This is a genomic window from Streptomyces fuscichromogenes (assembly GCF_014645815.1).
Lineage (GTDB): Bacteria > Actinomycetota > Actinomycetes > Streptomycetales > Streptomycetaceae > Streptomyces > Streptomyces fuscichromogenes.
Genome location: NZ_BMML01000002.1, coordinates 153,666 through 171,447, shown reverse-complemented (window position 1 = coordinate 171,447; position 17,782 = coordinate 153,666). Strand labels below are relative to the sequence as shown.

Annotated in this window: 15 protein-coding genes, 1 tRNA gene and 2 pseudogenes; 10 read left to right on the top strand and 8 right to left on the bottom strand. The window is 70.1% G+C overall.

From position 1 onward, the window contains the following. Window positions 1-22 precede the first annotated feature (22 nt). The gene (gene glmS, locus IEZ11_RS04555; protein WP_189261258.1) at window positions 23-1,840 is read left to right on the top strand and encodes a glutamine--fructose-6-phosphate transaminase (isomerizing); all 1,818 of its coding nucleotides are present in this window, start codon (window positions 23-25) and stop codon (window positions 1,838-1,840) included. A 198-nt stretch (window positions 1,841-2,038) separates the two neighbouring features. Here the strand turns inward: glmS and IEZ11_RS04550 are convergent, their stop codons facing one another. Together IEZ11_RS04550 and IEZ11_RS04545 are read right to left on the bottom strand one after the other, a co-directional pair. Then, on the bottom strand, window positions 2,039-2,605 hold the full coding sequence (locus IEZ11_RS04550; RefSeq protein ID WP_189261257.1) for a GPR1/FUN34/YaaH family transporter: 567 nt from the start codon (window positions 2,603-2,605) through the stop codon (window positions 2,039-2,041). A 154-nt stretch (window positions 2,606-2,759) separates the two neighbouring features. Continuing rightward, the gene (locus IEZ11_RS04545; RefSeq protein WP_189261256.1) at window positions 2,760-3,287 is read right to left on the bottom strand and encodes a universal stress protein; all 528 of its coding nucleotides are present in this window, start codon (window positions 3,285-3,287) and stop codon (window positions 2,760-2,762) included. Between the two features lie 340 nt (window positions 3,288-3,627). On the opposite strand from IEZ11_RS04545, the gene IEZ11_RS04540 reads away from it, so the two are divergent. The 4 genes from IEZ11_RS04540 (at window position 3,628) to IEZ11_RS04525 (ending at window position 6,873) form a co-directional block, all read left to right on the top strand. Further along, a complete protein-coding gene (locus IEZ11_RS04540; RefSeq protein ID WP_229712804.1) occupies window positions 3,628-3,939 on the top strand; it encodes a hypothetical protein in 312 nt (103 codons plus the stop codon). Between the two features lie 377 nt (window positions 3,940-4,316). After that, window positions 4,317-5,489 (top strand): helix-turn-helix domain-containing protein, encoded by a 1,173-nt coding sequence (locus tag IEZ11_RS04535; protein ID WP_189261255.1) that lies wholly within the window; start codon window positions 4,317-4,319, stop codon window positions 5,487-5,489. Between the two features lie 594 nt (window positions 5,490-6,083). After that, window positions 6,084-6,686, top strand: coding sequence for an oligoribonuclease (gene orn, locus IEZ11_RS04530; RefSeq protein ID WP_189261254.1), 603 nt, complete (start codon window positions 6,084-6,086; stop codon window positions 6,684-6,686). A 114-nt stretch (window positions 6,687-6,800) separates the two neighbouring features. Beyond that, window positions 6,801-6,873: transfer RNA gene (locus IEZ11_RS04525), tRNA-His, on the top strand. Between the two features lie 752 nt (window positions 6,874-7,625). Here IEZ11_RS04525 and IEZ11_RS04520 read toward each other — a convergent pair. Continuing rightward, window positions 7,626-8,018, bottom strand: a complete 393-nt coding sequence (locus tag IEZ11_RS04520; RefSeq protein WP_189261253.1) for an ester cyclase — start codon at window positions 8,016-8,018, stop codon at window positions 7,626-7,628. Window positions 8,019-8,178: 160 nt separating this feature from the next. Between IEZ11_RS04520 and IEZ11_RS04515 the strand changes: the two genes are divergently transcribed. Continuing rightward, window positions 8,179-9,213, top strand: coding sequence for an AraC family transcriptional regulator (locus tag IEZ11_RS04515; RefSeq protein ID WP_229712803.1), 1,035 nt, complete (start codon window positions 8,179-8,181; stop codon window positions 9,211-9,213). A gap of 211 nt (window positions 9,214-9,424) precedes the next feature. On the opposite strand, the gene IEZ11_RS04510 is transcribed toward IEZ11_RS04515, so the two are convergent. From IEZ11_RS04510 to IEZ11_RS04495, 4 genes are all read right to left on the bottom strand, one after another. Then, window positions 9,425-10,147, bottom strand: a complete 723-nt coding sequence (locus IEZ11_RS04510) for a response regulator transcription factor (protein ID WP_189261251.1) — start codon at window positions 10,145-10,147, stop codon at window positions 9,425-9,427. Continuing rightward, window positions 10,144-11,145: a sensor histidine kinase gene (locus IEZ11_RS04505; RefSeq protein ID WP_229712802.1), complete on the bottom strand. Its 1,002-nt coding sequence runs from the start codon at window positions 11,143-11,145 to the stop codon at window positions 10,144-10,146. The genes IEZ11_RS04510 and IEZ11_RS04505 overlap by 4 nt, the downstream gene beginning before the upstream one ends. A 339-nt stretch (window positions 11,146-11,484) precedes the next feature. After that, entirely contained in the window at window positions 11,485-12,000 is a 516-nt protein-coding gene (locus tag IEZ11_RS04500) for a hypothetical protein (protein WP_189261250.1), read from the bottom strand. Window positions 12,001-12,538: 538 nt separating this feature from the next. Beyond that, complete coding sequence (locus IEZ11_RS04495; protein ID WP_229712837.1) at window positions 12,539-13,105, bottom strand: TetR/AcrR family transcriptional regulator; 567 nt, start codon at window positions 13,103-13,105, stop codon at window positions 12,539-12,541. A 124-nt stretch (window positions 13,106-13,229) separates the two neighbouring features. Between IEZ11_RS04495 and IEZ11_RS04490 the strand changes: the two genes are divergently transcribed. The 4 genes and pseudogenes from IEZ11_RS04490 to IEZ11_RS50565 all read left to right on the top strand — a co-directional run. Further along, window positions 13,230-14,204, top strand: coding sequence for an NADP-dependent oxidoreductase (locus IEZ11_RS04490; RefSeq protein ID WP_189261248.1), 975 nt, complete (start codon window positions 13,230-13,232; stop codon window positions 14,202-14,204). Window positions 14,205-14,210: 6 nt separating this feature from the next. Further along, window positions 14,211-14,629 (top strand): annotated as a pseudogene (locus IEZ11_RS52365) (transposase); the annotation flags it as partial. Between the two features lie 261 nt (window positions 14,630-14,890). Then, window positions 14,891-16,240 carry an endonuclease domain-containing protein gene (locus IEZ11_RS04480; RefSeq protein WP_189261246.1) on the top strand — a complete coding sequence of 450 codons (1,350 nt, stop codon included), beginning with the start codon at window positions 14,891-14,893 and terminating at the stop codon, window positions 16,238-16,240. 26 nt (window positions 16,241-16,266) lie between these two features. After that, window positions 16,267-16,527: pseudogene (locus tag IEZ11_RS50565) on the top strand (type II toxin-antitoxin system VapC family toxin); the annotation flags it as partial. A gap of 83 nt (window positions 16,528-16,610) precedes the next feature. Here the strand turns inward: IEZ11_RS50565 and IEZ11_RS04475 are convergent. Further along, on the bottom strand, window positions 16,611-17,666 hold the full coding sequence (locus IEZ11_RS04475; protein WP_189261245.1) for a LacI family DNA-binding transcriptional regulator: 1,056 nt from the start codon (window positions 17,664-17,666) through the stop codon (window positions 16,611-16,613). Window positions 17,667-17,782 lie beyond the last annotated feature (116 nt).

Sequence of the window (17,782 nt, the reverse complement as noted above, 5' to 3'; positions counted from 1 at the left end):
TAGGAATACGGAACACCTATATATGTGCGGAATTGTCGGATACATCGGCAGGCGTGACGTCGCCCCCCTTCTCCTCGAAGGTCTGCAGCGGCTGGAATACCGCGGTTACGACTCGGCGGGCATCGTCGTCTCGGCCCCGAAGACGGCCGGTCTGAAGATGGTGAAGGCCAAGGGCCGGGTCCGGGACCTGGAGGCCAGGGTGCCGGCGCGCTTCAAGGGCACCACCGGCATCGCCCACACCCGCTGGGCCACCCACGGCGCCCCCTCCGACGTGAACGCCCACCCGCACATGTCGGCCGACCAGAAGGTCGCCGTCGTCCACAACGGCATCATCGACAACGCCGCCGAGCTGCGCCGCAAGCTGGAGGCGGACGGCGTGGTGTTCCTCTCCGAGACCGACACCGAGGTCCTCACCCACCTGATCGCCCGCTCCCAGGCGGAGACCCTGGAGGAGAAGGTCCGCCAGGCGCTGCGCGTGATCGAGGGCACCTACGGCATCGCGGTCATGCACGCCGACTTCCCCGAGCGCATCGTGGTGGCCCGCAACGGCTCCCCGGTGGTCCTCGGCATCGGCGACAAGGAGATGTTCGTCGCCTCGGACATCGCGGCCCTGGTCACCCACACCCGGCAGATAGTCACCCTCGACGACGGCGAGATGGCCACCCTCAAGGCCGACGACTTCCGCACCTACACGACCGAGGGCACCCGTACGACGGCGGAGCCGACCACCGTGGAGTGGGAGGCCGAGTCGTACGACATGGGCGGCCACGACACCTACATGCACAAGGAGATCTTCGAGCAGCCCGACGCGGTCGACCGCGTGCTGCGCGGCCGGATCGACGACCGCTTCTCCACCGTGCACCTCGGCGGCCTCAACCTGGACGCCCGGGACGCGCGGGCCGTGCGCCGGGTGAAGATCCTCGGCTGCGGCACGTCGTACCACGCGGGCATGATCGGCGCCCAGCTGATCGAGGAGCTGGCCCGCATCCCCGCGGACGCCGAGCCGGCCTCCGAGTTCCGCTACCGCAACCCGGTGGTCGACCCCGACACCCTGTACATCGCCGTCTCCCAGTCCGGTGAGACCTACGACGTCCTCGCCGCCGTCCAGGAGCTGAAGCGCAAGGGCGCGCGGGTGCTGGGCGTGGTCAACGTGGTGGGCTCGGCGATCGCCCGCGAGGCGGACGGCGGCACGTACGTGCACGCGGGCCCGGAGGTCTGCGTGGTCTCCACGAAGTGCTTCACCAACACCACGGTCGCCTTCGCCCTGCTGGCGCTGCACCTGGGCCGGATCCGGGACCTCTCGGTCCGCGACGGCAAGCGGATCATCGAGGGCCTGCGCAAGCTGCCGGCCCAGATCTCGGAGATCCTCGCGCAGGAGGCGGAGATCGAGAAGATGGCCGCGGAGTACGCCGAGGCCCGCTCGATGCTCTTCATCGGCCGCGTACGGGGCTACCCGGTGGCCCGTGAGGCCTCCCTGAAGCTCAAGGAGGTCTCCTACATCCACGCGGAGGCCTACCCGGCCTCCGAGCTGAAGCACGGCCCGCTGGCGCTGATCGAGCCGGCCCTTCCCACGGTGGCGATCGTCCCCGACGACGACCTGCTGGAGAAGAACCGCGCGGCCCTGGAGGAGATCAAGGCCCGCAGCGGCAGGATCCTGGCGGTGGCCCACCGCCACCAGGAGAAGGCGGACCGCACGATCGTCGTCCCCAAGAACGAGGACGAACTCGACCCCATCCTGATGGGCATCCCCCTCCAACTCCTCGCCTACCACACGGCGAAGGCCCTGGGCCGCGACATCGACAAGCCGCGGAACCTCGCGAAGTCGGTGACGGTGGAGTAAGAGTGCCGGCCGGTGGGGGTTGCTCGCGCAGTTCCCCGCGCCCCTTTCTTTCAGGGGCGCGGGGAACTGCGCGAGCAACCCCCACGCACCCGCACGGGCCACACAATCGAGCGGACCCCCCACGTGTGCCACCGGCAACGGAGGGGCCCGCTCATTGGATCGCCGGGGACGCCCAACTCCCCGGCGTCGGCTGCCATATCAGCCGGCGGCCGTCACCCCCCGGCCGGCAGCCCGCCTCGGAAGCACCGTCGGCCAGTGCGCGAGCGCGGCGGTCGCGGCGTACCAGGCCACCGCCCCCGCCGCCGCGGCAACCCACCCACCGACCTTGGTCAGTGACGAACTGTCGGCGAAGCTCGCGACCGCGAGGAGCAGCATCGCCAGGAACAGCAGGCCGTGCATGGCCTGGCCGAGCTGCTCCCCGCCCGCAAGGGTCAACGACAGGGCCACGAGGGCGAAGAGGAGCAGGAAGAGCCCGGCCCCGTTGGCCGAGGTGTGGCCACCGGAGGAGACGGCCCAGGTGAACCACAGGGCACCGAGGACCACATAGCCCGTGCCGTTCGCGGTGTCACGGTCGCGGAAGGCCAGCAGGCCGACGAGGAAGAGGGCGACTCCGCCCAGGTAGTGGGCGACTGACACGGCGTCGGACGTGGTGACGTTGTCGATGACGCCGGTGGTGCCGAGGCCGAACGCCAACAGGGTGATTCCCAGGGCGAGTCGGCCGGCCACGGTAGTGGTTCCGTTTCCCGCAGAGACGTCGTTGTCCACGGCGGGCTCCCTTCATGCTCTGTGCAGTTGTGCGCGGTGACCGGTATATGCCCTTCACAAGGGCACAAACACCTCTACGCGCCAGTAGATTTACGCACCGCACAAAGGGCACCGGACCGTTCCCACTCCGCATCTCACCTGGGAGAACGGGGAGTTACGGAATGACAACGACGGGCCGCCTGGCCCGCTTGGCGAGTCTGCCCGCGACGGAGCCGAAGATCCGCCCGACGATCCCCTGGGTGGACCCCACGACGATCGCGTCGGCCTCGTACTCCCGCCCCACCTCTTCGAGTTCGTGGCAGATGTCGCCGCCGCGCTCGACGAGGATCCAGGGCACTTCGGCCAGGTACTCGGCACAGGCGAGTTCGAGTCCGAGCACCTCGGTGCGGTGGTCCGGCACGTCGACGAAGACGGGTGGCTCGCAGCCGGCCCACACGGTGGTCGGCAGTCGGTTGGCGACATGGACGATGATCAGTCCCGCGCGGGAGCGGTGCGCCATCCCGATCGCGTAGGCGAGGGCGCGCTCACTGGAGGTGGAGCCGTCGAAGCCGACGACCACCCCGTGTTTGAAGGCGGGATCGCAGGAAGGGCGTGCCTCTTCCGCCGCCTGCGCATCGGCCGCCGTGGGGTCGGCGACCGGCCGCTTGCGGTCCGCTGGATCGAAGAATTCGTGACCGGCCATGGCTGTCTCGGCGTTGTGATCCTTGTGTGGGAGGGACGGCAGTGTTGCGGCGGAGCTGTGTCCGGGAAACATCTTCCCAACCCCATACCCCCAAGGGTACGGCGGCACGCCTCCTCAGCCCAGATCCCGCGCACTCTCCGTAGGGGACCTTCCCCGGAGTCGGTTAGGGGTTCCAGGGAGCATGCACGAGCCGCGCCCGTAACGCAATGGTTGCTGCCCCGTACAGGCGGTTTGCACAGGATTCGGACAGCACCGGAGCCCCACGCACGGTGACCGACCGCCCGAACACGCGTTGATCCCGGTACGAGTGCGTCACCAGGGAGCACAAGGGAGTACGACCATGTCCGGACCGCGCCCCACCGCCACCGACCCACGCCCCGCCCCGCACCCCGGCCGGCACCCCTCCCCGCACGCCACCCGGAGCCACGCCCCGGACACCGCCGGCGACGTGGTCCGCTGGGCCGCGTTCTCCTGCGTCCTCGTCCCCGTGGTGCTCCTCTGCTTCGGCGGCTCGCCGGCCGGCGCGGTCGGCACCGCCCTCGGCCTCGCCGCCGTCACCGCCGCCTGCCGCTTCCTGCTGCGCCGTTCGGAGCGCGGGGCGACGACCCGGGGAGGCGGACGTCACACCCGAGGCAGTACACCGGTCGACTGACCGGTTTCCGTGCACACGAACGCTTCTTTTCAGCCAACTTCCGGGACCCGTACGGGAGAGGTGCCAACCACCCCCCAACCCCCGTTCCACCTGCACGGAAAGGGTCCGCAGGACCCTCCGCACCCTACGCGGTTTGGCCACTGCGACAAGGCGCACTTCCCTGCACGGCCTGTGAGTGCAACCCTTCGTGATCGAATGCTTCACGCCAAGTTGTCATGTCGACAATCGGCGGCGTGTCGAACTGGTCAACGCGACACCGCGGAAACCAGTAGATTCGATCTTGACGTCTTACGGCGGGGGACTCGTGCAGGACCAAGGGGAAACGTGCAGGAGCGACACAACCGAGGAGCCGCGACCACCGAGGGGGGCTTAGCAGGATGAGCCACGACTCCACTGCCGCGCCGGAAGCCGCGGCCCGGAAACTCTCCGGGCGACGCCGCAAGGAGATCGTTGCGGTGCTGCTGTTCAGCGGCGGCCCCATCTTCGAGAGTTCCATACCACTGTCGGTGTTCGGAATAGACCGCCAGGACGCCGGCGTGCCGCGCTACCGACTGCTGGTGTGCGGCGGCGAGGAAGGCCCGCTGCGGACCACAGGGGGCCTGGAACTCACCGCGCCGCATGGCCTGGAGGCGATCTCCCGCGCGGGCACGGTCGTCGTACCGGCCTGGCGTTCGATCACCGCGCCGCCACCCGAAGAAGCGCTGGACGCGCTGCGCCGCGCCCACGAGGAGGGGGCCCGCATCGTCGGGCTGTGCACCGGGGCGTTCGTACTGGCCGCCGCAGGTCTGCTGGACGGCCGCCCGGCCACCACCCACTGGATGTACGCACCGACGCTGGCCAAGCGCTACCCGTCGGTGCACGTCGACCCGCGAGAACTCTTCGTGGACGACGGCGACGTCCTCACCTCGGCCGGTACGGCGGCCGGAATCGACCTCTGTCTCCACATCGTGCGGACGGACCACGGCAACGAGGCGGCCGGTGCGCTCGCCCGGCGCCTGGTGGTTCCGCCGCGCCGCTCGGGCGGTCAGGAGCGCTACCTCGATCGATCTTTACCAGAGGAGATCGGCGCCGACCCGCTCGCCGAGGTCGTCGCCTGGGCGCTGGAACATCTCCACGAGCAGTTCGACGTGGAGACGCTGGCGGCTCGCGCCTACATGAGCCGCCGCACCTTCGACCGCCGCTTCCGGTCACTGACGGGCAGTGCGCCCCTGCAGTGGCTGATCACGCAGCGGGTCCTCCAGGCCCAGCGCCTCCTGGAGACGTCGGACTACTCGGTGGACGAGGTGGCGGGCCGCTGCGGCTTCCGCTCCCCCGTCGCGCTGCGCGGCCACTTCCGGCGCCAGCTCGGCTCGTCCCCGGCCGCGTACCGGGCGGCGTACCGTGCCCGCCGCCCCCAGTCCGACCGTGCCGAAGCCCCGGAACCGTCCCCGCTGCAGTCCACGGGCCCGCTGTCGGTCCAGTACCCCGAGGGCGTACTGCCGATGCAGACCCGCAGGACAGCCACGGTAGGCCTGTCACCCAGCCTCCCGGGCCCCCGCACCGGCAGCTGACCCACCCCTGCCCACCCGACACCCTCGGGTGGGCAGGCCCCACCCCTTCGCACCCCCGGGGCAGCCGCCCCAGGGACGCGGCACCGTGCAAACTCGGACCAGGGCAGCCGACCCAAACGCGCGGCACCGTACAGACGCATGCCAGGACAGCCGCCCCAGGGACGCGGCACCGTGCAAACTCGGGCCAGGACAGCCGACCCAAACGCGCGGCACCGTTCAGACCCAGGCCAGGACAGCCGACCCAGGGGCGCGGGGAACTGCGCGACCAGCCCCCAACGGCCCGCAGGTGACCACCGGCCGGCCGGCTCCGCCGAATTTCCCGACCCGGCAGGACAAGCGGCGAGGTCAAGGACGACGGCACGCAGCCGCACCCTTCGCCCACGACCCCCGGTCCGGTGCCGCGGCCCCCGACCGCCCCTTCCGGCCGTCCGGCACCCGCCATGAGACCGCGGCGCCCGGCCACCCCCCTCAGCCCGTCCGGCGTTTGAGGACGAGGCCGTAGGCCGGCGGTGAGGGAGTACGAGGGCGGCAGCCCGAGATGTCGGCGCCGCACCCGGGGCCCCCAAACCGCGACGCCAGCTTTAGGGTGGTCGCATGAACGATCGCATGGTGTGGATCGACTGCGAGATGACCGGCCTCTCGCTGTCCGACGACGCGCTCATCGAGGTGGCCGCACTGGTCACCGACTCCGAGCTGAACGTGCTCGGCGAGGGCGTGGACATCGTCATCCGTCCGCCGGCCAAGGCACTGGAGACGATGCCGGAGGTGGTGCGGCAGATGCACACCACCTCCGGCCTGCTCGACGAACTCGCCGGCGGCACGACGCTCGCCGAGGCCGAGGAGCAGGTCCTGGCCTACGTACGGGAACACGTGAAGGAACCCGGCAAGGCCCCGCTGTGCGGCAACTCCGTCGGCACCGACCGCGGCTTCCTGGCCCGGGACATGGTCGACCTGGAGGCGTACCTCCACTACCGGATCGTCGACGTCTCCAGCGTCAAGGAGCTGGCCCGGCGCTGGTACCCGCGGGCGTACTTCAACAGCCCGGAGAAGAACGGCAACCACCGCGCCCTCGCCGACATCCGCGAGTCGATCGCCGAACTGCGCTACTACCGCGAGGCCATCTTCGTACCGCAGCCCGGCCCGGACTCGGACACCGCGCGGACCATCGCTGCCAAGCACGTCCTGCCTGCGGAATAGGCGTCCGGGAGGTCTCCGAAGGGGCTCCGGGAAAGCCGTGCGCGAGCACCCCTTCGGACCCTGTACACTTTTTCTCGGCCGGTCGGAGAAACCACAAAGTCGCCTCCGGTCATGGTGGGTGTAGCTCAGCTGGTAGAGCACCTGGTTGTGGTCCAGGATGTCGCGGGTTCGAGTCCCGTCACTCACCCTTGCATGACAGGCCCCTGACCTGCGGAAACGCGGGTCAGGGGCCTGTCTGTCGTTTGGCCACGGCCGAACTGCGGCCCTCACGCCAGTCGCAGACCGTGCGGATTCCGTGCATCGATCCGCCGGTGAGTGACGGGATCCTGATCAGGGACGAAGGACGCGACGCCGATGCCGGCCTGCAAGTGTTCCCGCGTCCGCGCACCGAGGCGCGTGGAGGCCCGTCGGCTCGTCGCAGGCCGTTTGTCGGCAACGGCTGAATGGGGGTTCCGGCTCACTTTTGGTGCTGGAGTGACGGAGGGTCACGTTGGTGTCGGCGGCGGTCCGAGGTCACGCGGCAGCCCAGCCGTCACCGCCACCTGGTCACCAACAACCCCCTTCACGAACGAAAGCAGTTCAGGCAGGCCCTCGGCCTGCTCAGAGGTGGGTGGTGGTTCGTTGCCCCCTGGCGCGAAGTCCGAAGCCAGGGCCGTGTCGTGGACGAGGTCGGCTGCCTGCCGTTGCGTGTGCCGTGCACCGTGACCGGCCCGATGTGTGGGAACTCGGTGCCGGTGACTTCGAGTCGACCTTGCGTGCCGTCGATGACCAGCGAGAATCCCGCACCCGACGCCGCGCCCCCACGGTGGTGGACGGACAGGACTGCCCCGCCCTTCACCGTGCCGGAGACCGCGATCTGGTCTTCGGCGGTCATCGGAACCACTTGCCCGGTGGTGCCCAGAGGTACCTGGGGGCGCCGGGTCGCGCGGCCGGCGGAGGTCAGGCACGCAGCTGCTGCTTGAGCGTCTCGGCGTCGTGCAGGTTGGTCATGTGCACGAACCGTCCGTCGCGGACCCGGTAGATGGCGTACTCCACGATTTCGAACGAGGCACCGGTGGGAGCCACGCCGAGATACTCCTTCACGGGCGTGCCCGTGTTGGTCAGCCGGGCGGCGACAGTGTCTCCGTCGACCTTGAGGTCCTCAAGCTCCCAGTGGAAGTCCGGCACCGCCTCGATCTCGGCGGTCAGTGCGGCGTGGGCCTGGGCACGAGTCGCCGGATCGCCGTAGTAGGTGATTTCGTCGCTGATGAACTCGTCCACGCGGTGCAGTTCATGGGCGTTGAGCATGTCGATGTATCGCTGGTAGAACGTGCGCAGGTCGTTGGCAGACATCATGACCCTTCTATCGGCCTCCGGGAACGGAAGCCCGTTTCTTTTCATTCGTTCTACGCGGGTACGCTCGAACGAATTCCTTTGGTAACGGGCCGGACGACGTGAAATCCGCTTGCCCGTTGGATCAAGAATGCGGGAGCGGATTGATACAATCCATAATGTGGAGTCCAGACTTCCTTACGCATCGTCCACGACCGGTACTCCGCTCGGGTCCACCGACCCGATCGCCAGTGCCATCGGCCTGCTGCGGCCCCGCACCGTGGTCGACCCGGCCCTGCGCGCCGCACAACCGTGGGCGTTGCGGTTCGATGCCTTCCCGCACGTCAAAATCGGCGGCGTCGTCCGCGGGGAATGCTGGCTGGCCCTGGACGAGCGCGAGCCCGTGCACCTGCGCGAGGGCGACTTCTACCTCCTGGGCAACCCGCCGTCCTACCGGATGGCCAGCACCCTCACCGCGCAACCGCAGCCGGCGGAAACGTTGTGGAAGACCGCCACGAACGGGGTGGCGCGCATCGGCTCCGAGGCCGAGGAAGACACCTACCTGTGCGGCGGTTACTTCTATTTCGACGAGCCCAACGCCTCGATACTGATCGACATCCTGCCGCCGCTCGTCCACGTCCGGGCCACCGACCCGCGCAGCGTGCTGCTCGCGCATGTGACCGAGTTGCTCAACAGCGAGGTGGAGAGCAACGCCGTCGGCCGCTCTCTGGTCATGGACCATCTCGCGCAGATCCTGTTCGTTCAGGTACTGCGCGCCCACGCCGAGCAGACCGACCGGCCCGCCGGCTGGCTGGGAGCACTCAACGACAACGGCATCGGCGTCGCACTGCGCGCCATGCACGCCGATCTGGGACACAAATGGACCCTGCAGGAGCTCGCCGACATCAGCCGCATGTCCCGTTCGGCATTCGCCGCCGCCTTCAAGAAGCAGACCGGAACCGCACCACTGGAATACCTGATCCAGTGGCGAATGAGCCTGGCCCGCGACGCCCTGCGCCGCAATACCCGGTCAATCTCCGAACTCGCCTTCGCCACCGGCTACGAATCCGAGAGCGCGTTCAGCACCGCGTTCCGCCGCGTGACCGGCACCTCCCCCAGACAATTCCGTGACACCGTGCACCGCGCGGTGCTGACAGACCTGCCGACAACCGACGATGGAACGCGGGCGAGGGGCCGCTCGCGGGGCCGACGGTGACAGTCCTTGCAGGGTGTGACAGGTCAGTTTCTCGCCCTCGATGTCCACGTTGCGCAAGATGCGGTCCATCCACTGGGGCAGGGACCAGGCGCGCTTGCCCAGGAGGGCCGGTGCGGCGGCAAGATCGAATGAAGCGGGACACCGGCTGCTCCGTGCGCCTGCTCTCCCTGACCGAGCGTCCCATTGCCGGCCGCCGTCCGTCGTGGCGTCTTCAGTCCCAGGGCTCGACCAGGTTGTTGCGATAGGCGTAGCCGACGGCCTGGGCACGGTCGGCTGCGTCGATCTTGGTGAAGATGCGGTTGATGTGCGTCTTCACCGTGGCCGGGCTGACGACGAGCCGGGCACAGATCTCCGCGTTGGACAGGCCCCGGGCGATGAGGGTGAGTACCTGGGTCTCGCGCGGGGTCAGAACCTGCGAAGGTGCGGGAGTCTGCGGCGTGTGGGCCTGTTTTCGCTGTGCGGCGGGCGGTGCGACCTCGCTGGTCTGCACGGCCGCGACCAGGCGGGCCTGTACCTCGGGATCGAGCCAGATACGGCCGTCGTGGACGCTGCGGATGGCGTCCTCGATCGCGTCGTCGTCGGCGTCCTTGGTGAGATAGCCCCGCGCTCCCGCCTGCAGTGCCGGGAAGACGGAGTCGTCGTCGGCGTAGGTGGTCAGCACGAGGACCTTGCAGCCGGGTACCTGTTCACGCAGTGTCGCAGTGGCCGCGACACCGTTGAGGACCGGCATGTTCAGGTCCATCAGTACTACGTCCGGGGCCAGTTGACCGGCGAGCAGCACCGCTTCCGCACCGTCACGGGCTGCGCCGACCACCTCGATGCCGTCCAGCATGTCGATCAGCAGGACCAGGCCCTTGCGTACGATCTGCTGATCGTCCGCGACCAGTACTTTGATCTTCTCGCCGTCAGATGCCGTCTCGCCGGACTCCGTCACGCGGGTATCTCCATCCGTACTTCCCATCCATCCGCTGTCGGCCCCGCGTGCAGGGTGCCGCCGGCCCCGGTCACGCGTTCACGCATCCCGGTCAGCCCCAGGCCGGAGCCTTCGACCAGTGCCGACCGGGCCGGTCCCGGCCCGGTGCGGCGGTCTTCGACGGTCAGGACTGTGGCCCTGGGCTCATAGACGAGCGTCACCGTGGCCTGCGCGTCGCGTGCGTAGCGGACCGTATTGGTCAACGCCTCCTGCACACCGCGGTACAGGGCTTCACCGACGTCGGGCCGCAGCTCCCGGTGCGGCCCGATCACGGACAGCGTCACGTCGAGCTCCAGGTCCACCCGATAGCGTTCGACCAGTTCGGGCAGCCGCTCGAGAGAGGGCACGCGCTCGCCGCGCAGCGCCCGCACAGCCCGGCGCGCATCGGCCACACCTTCCTTGACCAGCTCACCGGCCCGGTCCAGCAGCCCCCGCAGATCCCCGCTCGCCTGGTCGCGCCGGGCCATCCGCCGGGCGGCCTGTAGCTGCACGGCCAGTCCGGACAGGGTATGGGCGAGCACGTCGTGCAGATCCTGGGCGATACGGGTGCGTTCGGCCAGCGCCGCCGCCTCGGTCTCCGCCTCCCGGGCGTCCTCGAGCTGGGCCAGCAGCACGGTGACGGCCACCTCGTTGATGATCGACTGCCGCACCACGATGCCCACGACGGCCAGGATGACGCCGAACAGGACCTGATGCAGGAAGTTGTCGGTACCGCCGTCCAACCCGGCGGCCGCCGCGCCGGTCAGACAGCCCATGACGACGACCGCGAGCACGGTGGCCGCCCGTCGCTCCAGGATGAGGAAGGCCGTCAGGACCACGACGGACGGTGGCAGGGTGGACATCGAGCCGGGCTGCAGGATGCCCAGAGCAAACCCGAAGCCGTCCACCAGCACGCAGAACACCAGGCAACGGGCAGGGCGACCGGTGAGGGGCCACCGGTTCGACGCGACCGCGGCCATGGGCAGCAGACAGCCGACGAGCACCAGGGTGACTGCCAGGTGCCTGCCTCTGACGCCGGGGGCGGGGGAAGCGTGCAGGGACTGGACGGCGATGGCGGCCATGACCCCCCACAACACGGGCTGCATACGCCGGCCCCTGCCTTCGCGTCGCTCCCGGGCACGGGCAAGAGCCACGGCCAGCCGAGGACTGACCGGGCCCGTCGGCTGAAGTGTGTCCGTCACTTCTGAAGAGTAGATGCACGCTGCGCCGCCGATCGCGAAGCCCGGCCCGGACCCGCGAACACGGAACCGGGCCAGGGCGGAGTGTGGTGCGAGCGGCGGTCCGCTGGGCGCCACGCTTCAGGCCACGACGGGGGTGACAAGGGGGGAGGTGAGCCGGTGGGCCCGGACGCGCACCACCACCAGGCGGCACACCACCTGAGTGACGGCCATCAGCAGCAGCGCGGCGGTCCAGGCGGCGGTGCCGGTGATCAGGTTGTCGCGGCTGAACTGCGCAATGGTGTGAGCGCCGCTGTGCTCGGCCCAGTACACGAAGGCCGAGCGCGCGCCCATGCCCAGCACCCACAGAAGGGCGGCCGGCCAACCGGCTTTGGAGTACGCGGCACCGTCCTCGGTCAGGCTGACGCGGGTGGCCAGTCCACTGGCCAGTCCGAGCACTATGCCCATCGTGACGCCGAAGAGGTCCAGCTGGACGTCGTGGCCCTCGGTCGGGAAGGAATGAAGGTAGTGCGCGGCCGCGGCGCTGACGGACACCAGCGGCAGCAGGAGCGTGCGGGGTGTCAGACGGCCGCCGCGCATCTGCGGAATCACCAGAAGGATCAGGGCGGCGGAGATGAGGTAGTCAGTCGTCGTCATGGGGAAGAGCCTGCCGCCCGCGGCACCGCACGGCCTCGGCCCGCGGGTTGACTCCTGGTTTGATACCTGGCGTCAACCCACGGGTTGACGCACAAGACCGTCCGGGTCACGTCAGCCCGTGGCCGGGCGGGTAGAGCTCGCGGGCCGGGCCGCCCGCCCGTGGCACCGGCGCCGGGAACCGTCTCCGCGGCCGTACCGTCCCGCGATCACCCGTGCGGAGTCGCGCAGTTCGGCCCTCTGGACCGTGAATGAGTGGTGTGCACTGCGAAGTTGCAGATCACGGGGCTGGTGTGCGCGAGCTTCGGGACACTCGGGCTGGTCGGCGGCCGGTGTCCACGGTGGAGATCGTCTGGCTGAGAGACTCTGTCGGGAATCTTGAGATCCAGGGTCAGCTGCCTTGCAGCCGTTCACCGAGCAGGTACGACCGGTGGACGCCCAGCCGACCGAGCTCCTCACCGACGAACAGCAGTAGTCGGCGGTCAGCAGCCGGCCGGCGCCAGTCGGGCAGAGCCCAGATGCGTCGGCCTCGATCCCGGGCTCAGGCTGGCCGGCCCGTGGCCCGGAGGCCGTCCATCAGGAGGTTCAGCAGGCGGCCGGCCTGAGCTTCGCGCTCGGGTCGGGGGGCCACGGTGAAGATGCCGATGAGGGCGGCGGCGATGTCTTCGGCGGTGACGTCGGAGCGGAGGTCGCCCGCCGCGCGGCCGGCGTCGAGCATCCTGGTGATGGCCGTCAGGAGCTCGGTCCGAGTCTGCGCATGGGCGATCTCACCCGACTCGATCATCGCGAGCAGCGTGTCGAGCATGCCGTTCTTGGTCGCGATCCAGTCCCCGAACAAGTCCATCCAGCGCCGCATTGCCGCAGCCGGGGCCAGCCGACCGAGCAGCTCGTGGGCGCCGGTTGTCAGCCGCACGACCTGGTCCCGGTAGACCGCGTCGACCAGTGATTCGCGGGTCGGGAAGTGCCGGTAGAGCGTGGCGATGCCGACCCCGGCCTCGCGGGCGATCGCGCGCATCGACGGGTCGGCGTCCGCCGAGGCGAACACCCGAGTCGCCACCGCGAGCAGCTGGTCACGGTTGCGGGCCGCGTCCGCCCGTGGCGCGCGCATCTCCGCGCCGGTCAAAACGGAACGTGCTCCGTTTGTGTTACGGTCATCCATGTAAACGGAGCATAGTCCGTTTCGGTGCGTCCGTGCGTCCACTGCGTACGCGGGTCCAAGGAGACAGAGGAACATGCAGGAGCAGAGCAGTCAGACGCCGACGGATCGCAGCAGGGCGGTCCAGCTCAATGCATTCGGCGGCCCCGACGTCCTGGACGTCCGCGAGGTTCCCGCACCGCAGGCCGGCCCGGGACAGGTCCGGGTGCGGGTCACCGCGGCCGGTCTGAATCCGATGGACTGGTTGATGACCGCCGACGCGGACACCGCCGCCCGGTTCGGCCTGACCCTGCCGGTCGGCTTCGGGACCGACTACGCGGGAGTGGTCGACCAGATCGGCGACGGGGTGAGCGGCTTCTCGTCCGGCGACCGGGCGTTCGGGGGCGCCCTGTCCCGCGCGGTCGCCGACTTCGTGGTGGTCGACTCGTCCGGCGACACCGCGGCGAACGAGGCCCACCACACGCCCGACGGCGTCGACGACCGCATCGCCGCCACCCTCACGATCGCGGGCCGCACGGCATCCGCCGCCCTCGCCGCGATCAACCCCGGTCCGGACGACACCGTGCTGATCGGCGGTGCCGGAGGCGGGGTCGGGGTGTTCGCCGTCCAGCTCGCCCGGATCGCCGGAGCGCGTGTGATCGGGACGGGATCGCCGTCCTCGGCCGACCACCTGCGCGAACTCGGAGCCGAACCGGTCGTCTACGGCGACGGCCTGGCCGACCGGGTCCGTGCCCTCGCTCCCGACGGCGTCACCGCCGCCATGGACCTGCACGGAGAGGAGACCGTGCACGTCGCACGGGAACTGGGCGTCCCGGACAAGCGGATCTGCACCATCGCAGCACAGATCGACGGCGTGACGGCGGCCAACGGCGCGAACGCGGCTCCCGGCACCCTGGAAGAGATCGCGCGCCTGGTTGCGGCGGGTCGACTCCGCGTGCCCGTCGAGGCGAGTTTCGCGATCGAGGAGATCCGCCGCGCGGTCGAGCTCCAGGCCGGCCGGCGCGTCAAGGGCAAGGTCGTCATCGATCTCCAGGAGGTCGTTTTCGGATAGTTCGCCTACTGCTTCGCCGCCGAGCGGGACGACGGGACCGACCAGGTCGCCCATGGACTCCCGCGCTGCCAGGTCCATGAATGCGCCCGCCGGTCAGAGGACCCGACCCTGGTGATCCTGGACACCCAGAGTGTCCATGTGGGCGCCGGGGTCCCGCCGCCACGAGTGGCCACGATCCGGCCAAGCGGGTGCCCTGCCGCACATGCGGACCGGCCGTGGACGTTCTCGGCCTGGTCAGCGCAGTCGTCGTCCTCGCCGCGAACACCCACGACAACACCGCGGGCATCATCCTGCTGGACCAGGTCGCCGGGCACGCCGGCGGAGTTGTCCGCAAAGCCCTGGTCGATCAGGGCGTCAAGACGCAGGTCGTCATGCACGGCGTCGGCCTGGGAACTGACGTCGAGATCGTCGCACGCAATCAGGAAGTCCAGGTCGGGGTCGTAGACGGCTGCGGCCATCAACGGCGCGAAGAACTCCCCGGACGGGGTGACGTGTTCGAGTAGTGGCTCGCGCACCGCATGGACCAGGTGACGCCGGTCTTCCGGCATGCTCGCCGGGTTGTCGAGGGCCGGCAGCCAGGAGCCGAGCCACCTCAGCCGCGGTCGACAGGGATGTCGGCGGCGCCTCCGCGCCACCCGAGGCGCTCGGAGGCTCCTTGTCTCGTTGCAGGCCGTTAGCCTGTCGGTATGTCAGAGCGCGTCAAGCCCGGTCGCACGGACGGCCTGATCACCCTGGCTGCCGCGGACGCCCTATGGGTCGATCTGACGGCCGGCAGTGCCGTGCCGACGGCTTCCGGGGCATTCACCCGCTCTCCTGCCCGTGCCCGGGTGGGATACGTCCTGCTCGGCGACCACGTGGTGGCGACGGTGAGGGCGAGCGGCGGTCAGTTCGGTGTTCCAGAGGACGAGGTACGCCGGGCGGCCGCGGAACTGAACGCGGTGCGGATGAACCGGCAGGACCTGGTCCGCATCGGACCGTTCCGCGAGGTGCCGGGGCAGGAGTACGACGAGGAAACGCCACTGCGTTGGCGCCCGCGCATCACGAGGGAACAGCAGGAGCCGGGCGGCCCCGAGCGGGCGGCACGACGTGAAGACGGCCGCCCGTACCATCTGGCGGGGATCGACTGGCGACAACTACTCGTGGAGCAGACCCGCGACGGGACACGACGCACCTGGTGGCTGCCGCGCGCGGTGGTCAGGCTGCTGGACGCGGCCGAACACACCGAAACGCAGTGGGTGCGAGCCGCGCGGACCCGCCAGGCAAGCGCAACCGGCGCCGAGCCGCAGCCGCTCCCCCGCCCCCGGCAGGCCCGAGACGCCGGCGGCCGGCGGGAGACGAGCCCCGAGGGCCCCACCGCCTCACTGCGCCCGTACGACAAGGAGCTGGAAGGCCAGCTGTACTCGGTGCTCAGCAGGAAGCCCGGTACCTCCCGCAGAGTGGCCGGGTGGGCGTGCGCCGTCTGCCGCACCGCGCCCGCCACCGTGCTCGACCACTGCCACGAACACGGCTACGTCCGCGCCCCCGTCTGCCAGTCCTGCAACACACAGGAACGCCCCGACCACCTGTACAGCAACGACATCCGCGTGGCGAACCGCTACACACGCCTCTTCCGCACCGACACCGACGACTGGCTCCGCCACTGGCACCGCTGCCCCGGCTGCCGCGCACGCAACACCCTGCCCCTGCCGCACCTTGCCGCGTGGACCGCCCACATAGCCTGCCGATCACTGCGCCCGACCCACCCAGCCCCCCGCGGACGCAAACCCTGCGGCGTCCTGCGCGTGTCCTGGACAGGCAGCCAGAACACACCCCGTTCCTGCCTGCTCACCGTCACCGTCGACTTCTGCCCCTCCGGCGAACACCGCGTCCTGACGCAGGTCCCCTACCACGAAGCCGCCGACCGGTTTCGTGCATGGCTGGCCGAGACGGCCCCCGCGGTCGCCGCCGCGGCCGGTCCCGACCGCCTGGACGGCCTCCCCGCCCAGCCCCGGCCCGTCATCGCGGACACCAACGGCGAGGACCTGGAACTGTTCTGAGCGAGCACCGGAACTCGCCGCCGTCGAAAGCCCGCGATCCCAGGACCGCCCAGGCCCGCTTCGACCACGCCGTCTCCCGCATCAACATCATCGCGCCCACCGAAGCCATCGCTCGCCACGCGAGCAAACTCCTCGCCGCAGCAGGTCTCCACGGGCACAAGTACGCCCTCGACGCCATCGTCGCCGCCACGGCGCTCGCATCACCCGCCCCCGTGACCATCCTGACCTCGGACCCCGAAGACCTTCTGATGCTTTGTGCCCCCGGCATCCGTGTGATCAAAATCTGAGCCACGCACTCCCGCCGGCAACGTCGATCCCACCTGTCCTGAAGTCCGAAGCCCGACCCGAAGGCCGGGACGGGCCGGACCGCTCAGGACGAGGCCCGCACCACCAGTTCCGCCGGCAGTACCGCGTGCCTGCGCTCCAGTCCCCGGGACACGGCCGGACGGCGGTCCGCGATCTCCGCGAGGAGGAGGTCGATCATCGCGCGGCCCATCTCCACTATGGGCTGGCGGACGCTGGTGAGCGGCGGGTCCATGTGGCGGGCGATGGCCGAGTCGTCGTACCCGACCAGCGCCACGTCGTCGGGGATCCGGCGGCCCGCCTCGCGCAGCACCTGGCGGGCGCCCGCCGCCGTCACGTCCGAGCCCGCGAAGACGGCGTCGAGGGCCGGGTACCGGTCCAGCAGCACGGACATCGCCCGCCGGCCGCCCTCCTCGGTGAAGTCGCCCGGTTCGATGAGGAGTTCGTCCACCCCGTGGCCGGCGTCGCGCAGGGCGTCCCGGTAGCCGTCGACGCGGCGCTGGGCGCCGTACACGTCCAGGCGGCCGGTGATGTGCGCGATCGTCCGGCGGCCGCCGGCCAGCAGGTGCTCGACGGCCGCGCGGCCGCCGCCGTAGTTGTCGGAGTCGACGGACGTCAGGGTCTCGGCGGCGGAGCGCGGACCGCTGATCACTGCGGGGATCTCCAGCTGGGCGAGGAGGTCCGGCAGCGGGTCGTCGGCGTGCACGGAGACCAGCAGGACGCCGTCGACGCGGTGCGCGGCCAGGTACTGGGCGAGCCGCTGCCGCTCCCGGTCGCTGCCCGCGAAGATCAACAGCAACTGCATCTCGGTGTCGGAGAGTTCGGCCCCGACACCGCGGAGCATGTCCGAGAAGTACGGCTCCGCGAAGAACCGGGTCTCCGGCTCGGGGACGACCAGCGCGATGGCGTCGGTGCGGTTGGCGGCGAGGGCGCGGGCCGCCGTGTTCGGGACGTAACCGAGCTCCGCGACGGCGGCCTCGACCGCGGCCCGGGTGGCGTCGCTGACCCGCGGCGACCCGTTGATCACCCGGGACACCGTGCCGCGCCCCACCCCGGCCCGGGCGGCCACCTCTTCGAGGGTGGGCCGACCACCGCTACGCCCCCGCGCTCCGTGGCTTGCCATGGGCTCCGCCCTCCTCGCCGACGTACAACTCGCTGGCCTGGAATCTAACAGTGCCGCCCGCCGGCACAGCGGCAGCCGTTTTGTCATGACATATAGGGTTTTTCTCGACGGGAGCC

Excerpts from the sequence above, each read along its gene's own strand:
- glmS (WP_189261258.1), top strand. The coding sequence starts at position 23 with ATGTGCGGAATTGTCGGATACATCGGCAGGCGTGACGTCGCCCCCCTT.
- IEZ11_RS04545 (WP_189261256.1), bottom strand. The coding sequence starts at position 3,287 with ATGGCCGGTCACGAATTCTTCGATCCAGCGGACCGCAAGCGGCCGGTC.
- IEZ11_RS04540 (WP_229712804.1), top strand. The coding sequence starts at position 3,628 with ATGTCCGGACCGCGCCCCACCGCCACCGACCCACGCCCCGCCCCGCAC.
- IEZ11_RS04535 (WP_189261255.1), top strand. The coding sequence starts at position 4,317 with ATGAGCCACGACTCCACTGCCGCGCCGGAAGCCGCGGCCCGGAAACTC.
- orn (WP_189261254.1), top strand. The coding sequence starts at position 6,084 with ATGAACGATCGCATGGTGTGGATCGACTGCGAGATGACCGGCCTCTCG.
- IEZ11_RS04520 (WP_189261253.1), bottom strand. The coding sequence starts at position 8,018 with ATGTCTGCCAACGACCTGCGCACGTTCTACCAGCGATACATCGACATG.
- IEZ11_RS04505 (WP_229712802.1), bottom strand. The coding sequence starts at position 11,145 with ATGGCCGCGGTCGCGTCGAACCGGTGGCCCCTCACCGGTCGCCCTGCC.
- IEZ11_RS04500 (WP_189261250.1), bottom strand. The coding sequence starts at position 12,000 with ATGACGACGACTGACTACCTCATCTCCGCCGCCCTGATCCTTCTGGTG.
- IEZ11_RS04495 (WP_229712837.1), bottom strand. The coding sequence starts at position 13,105 with ATGCGCGCGCCACGGGCGGACGCGGCCCGCAACCGTGACCAGCTGCTC.
- IEZ11_RS04490 (WP_189261248.1), top strand. The coding sequence starts at position 13,230 with ATGCAGGAGCAGAGCAGTCAGACGCCGACGGATCGCAGCAGGGCGGTC.
- IEZ11_RS04480 (WP_189261246.1), top strand. The coding sequence starts at position 14,891 with ATGTCAGAGCGCGTCAAGCCCGGTCGCACGGACGGCCTGATCACCCTG.
- IEZ11_RS04475 (WP_189261245.1), bottom strand. The coding sequence starts at position 17,666 with ATGGCAAGCCACGGAGCGCGGGGGCGTAGCGGTGGTCGGCCCACCCTC.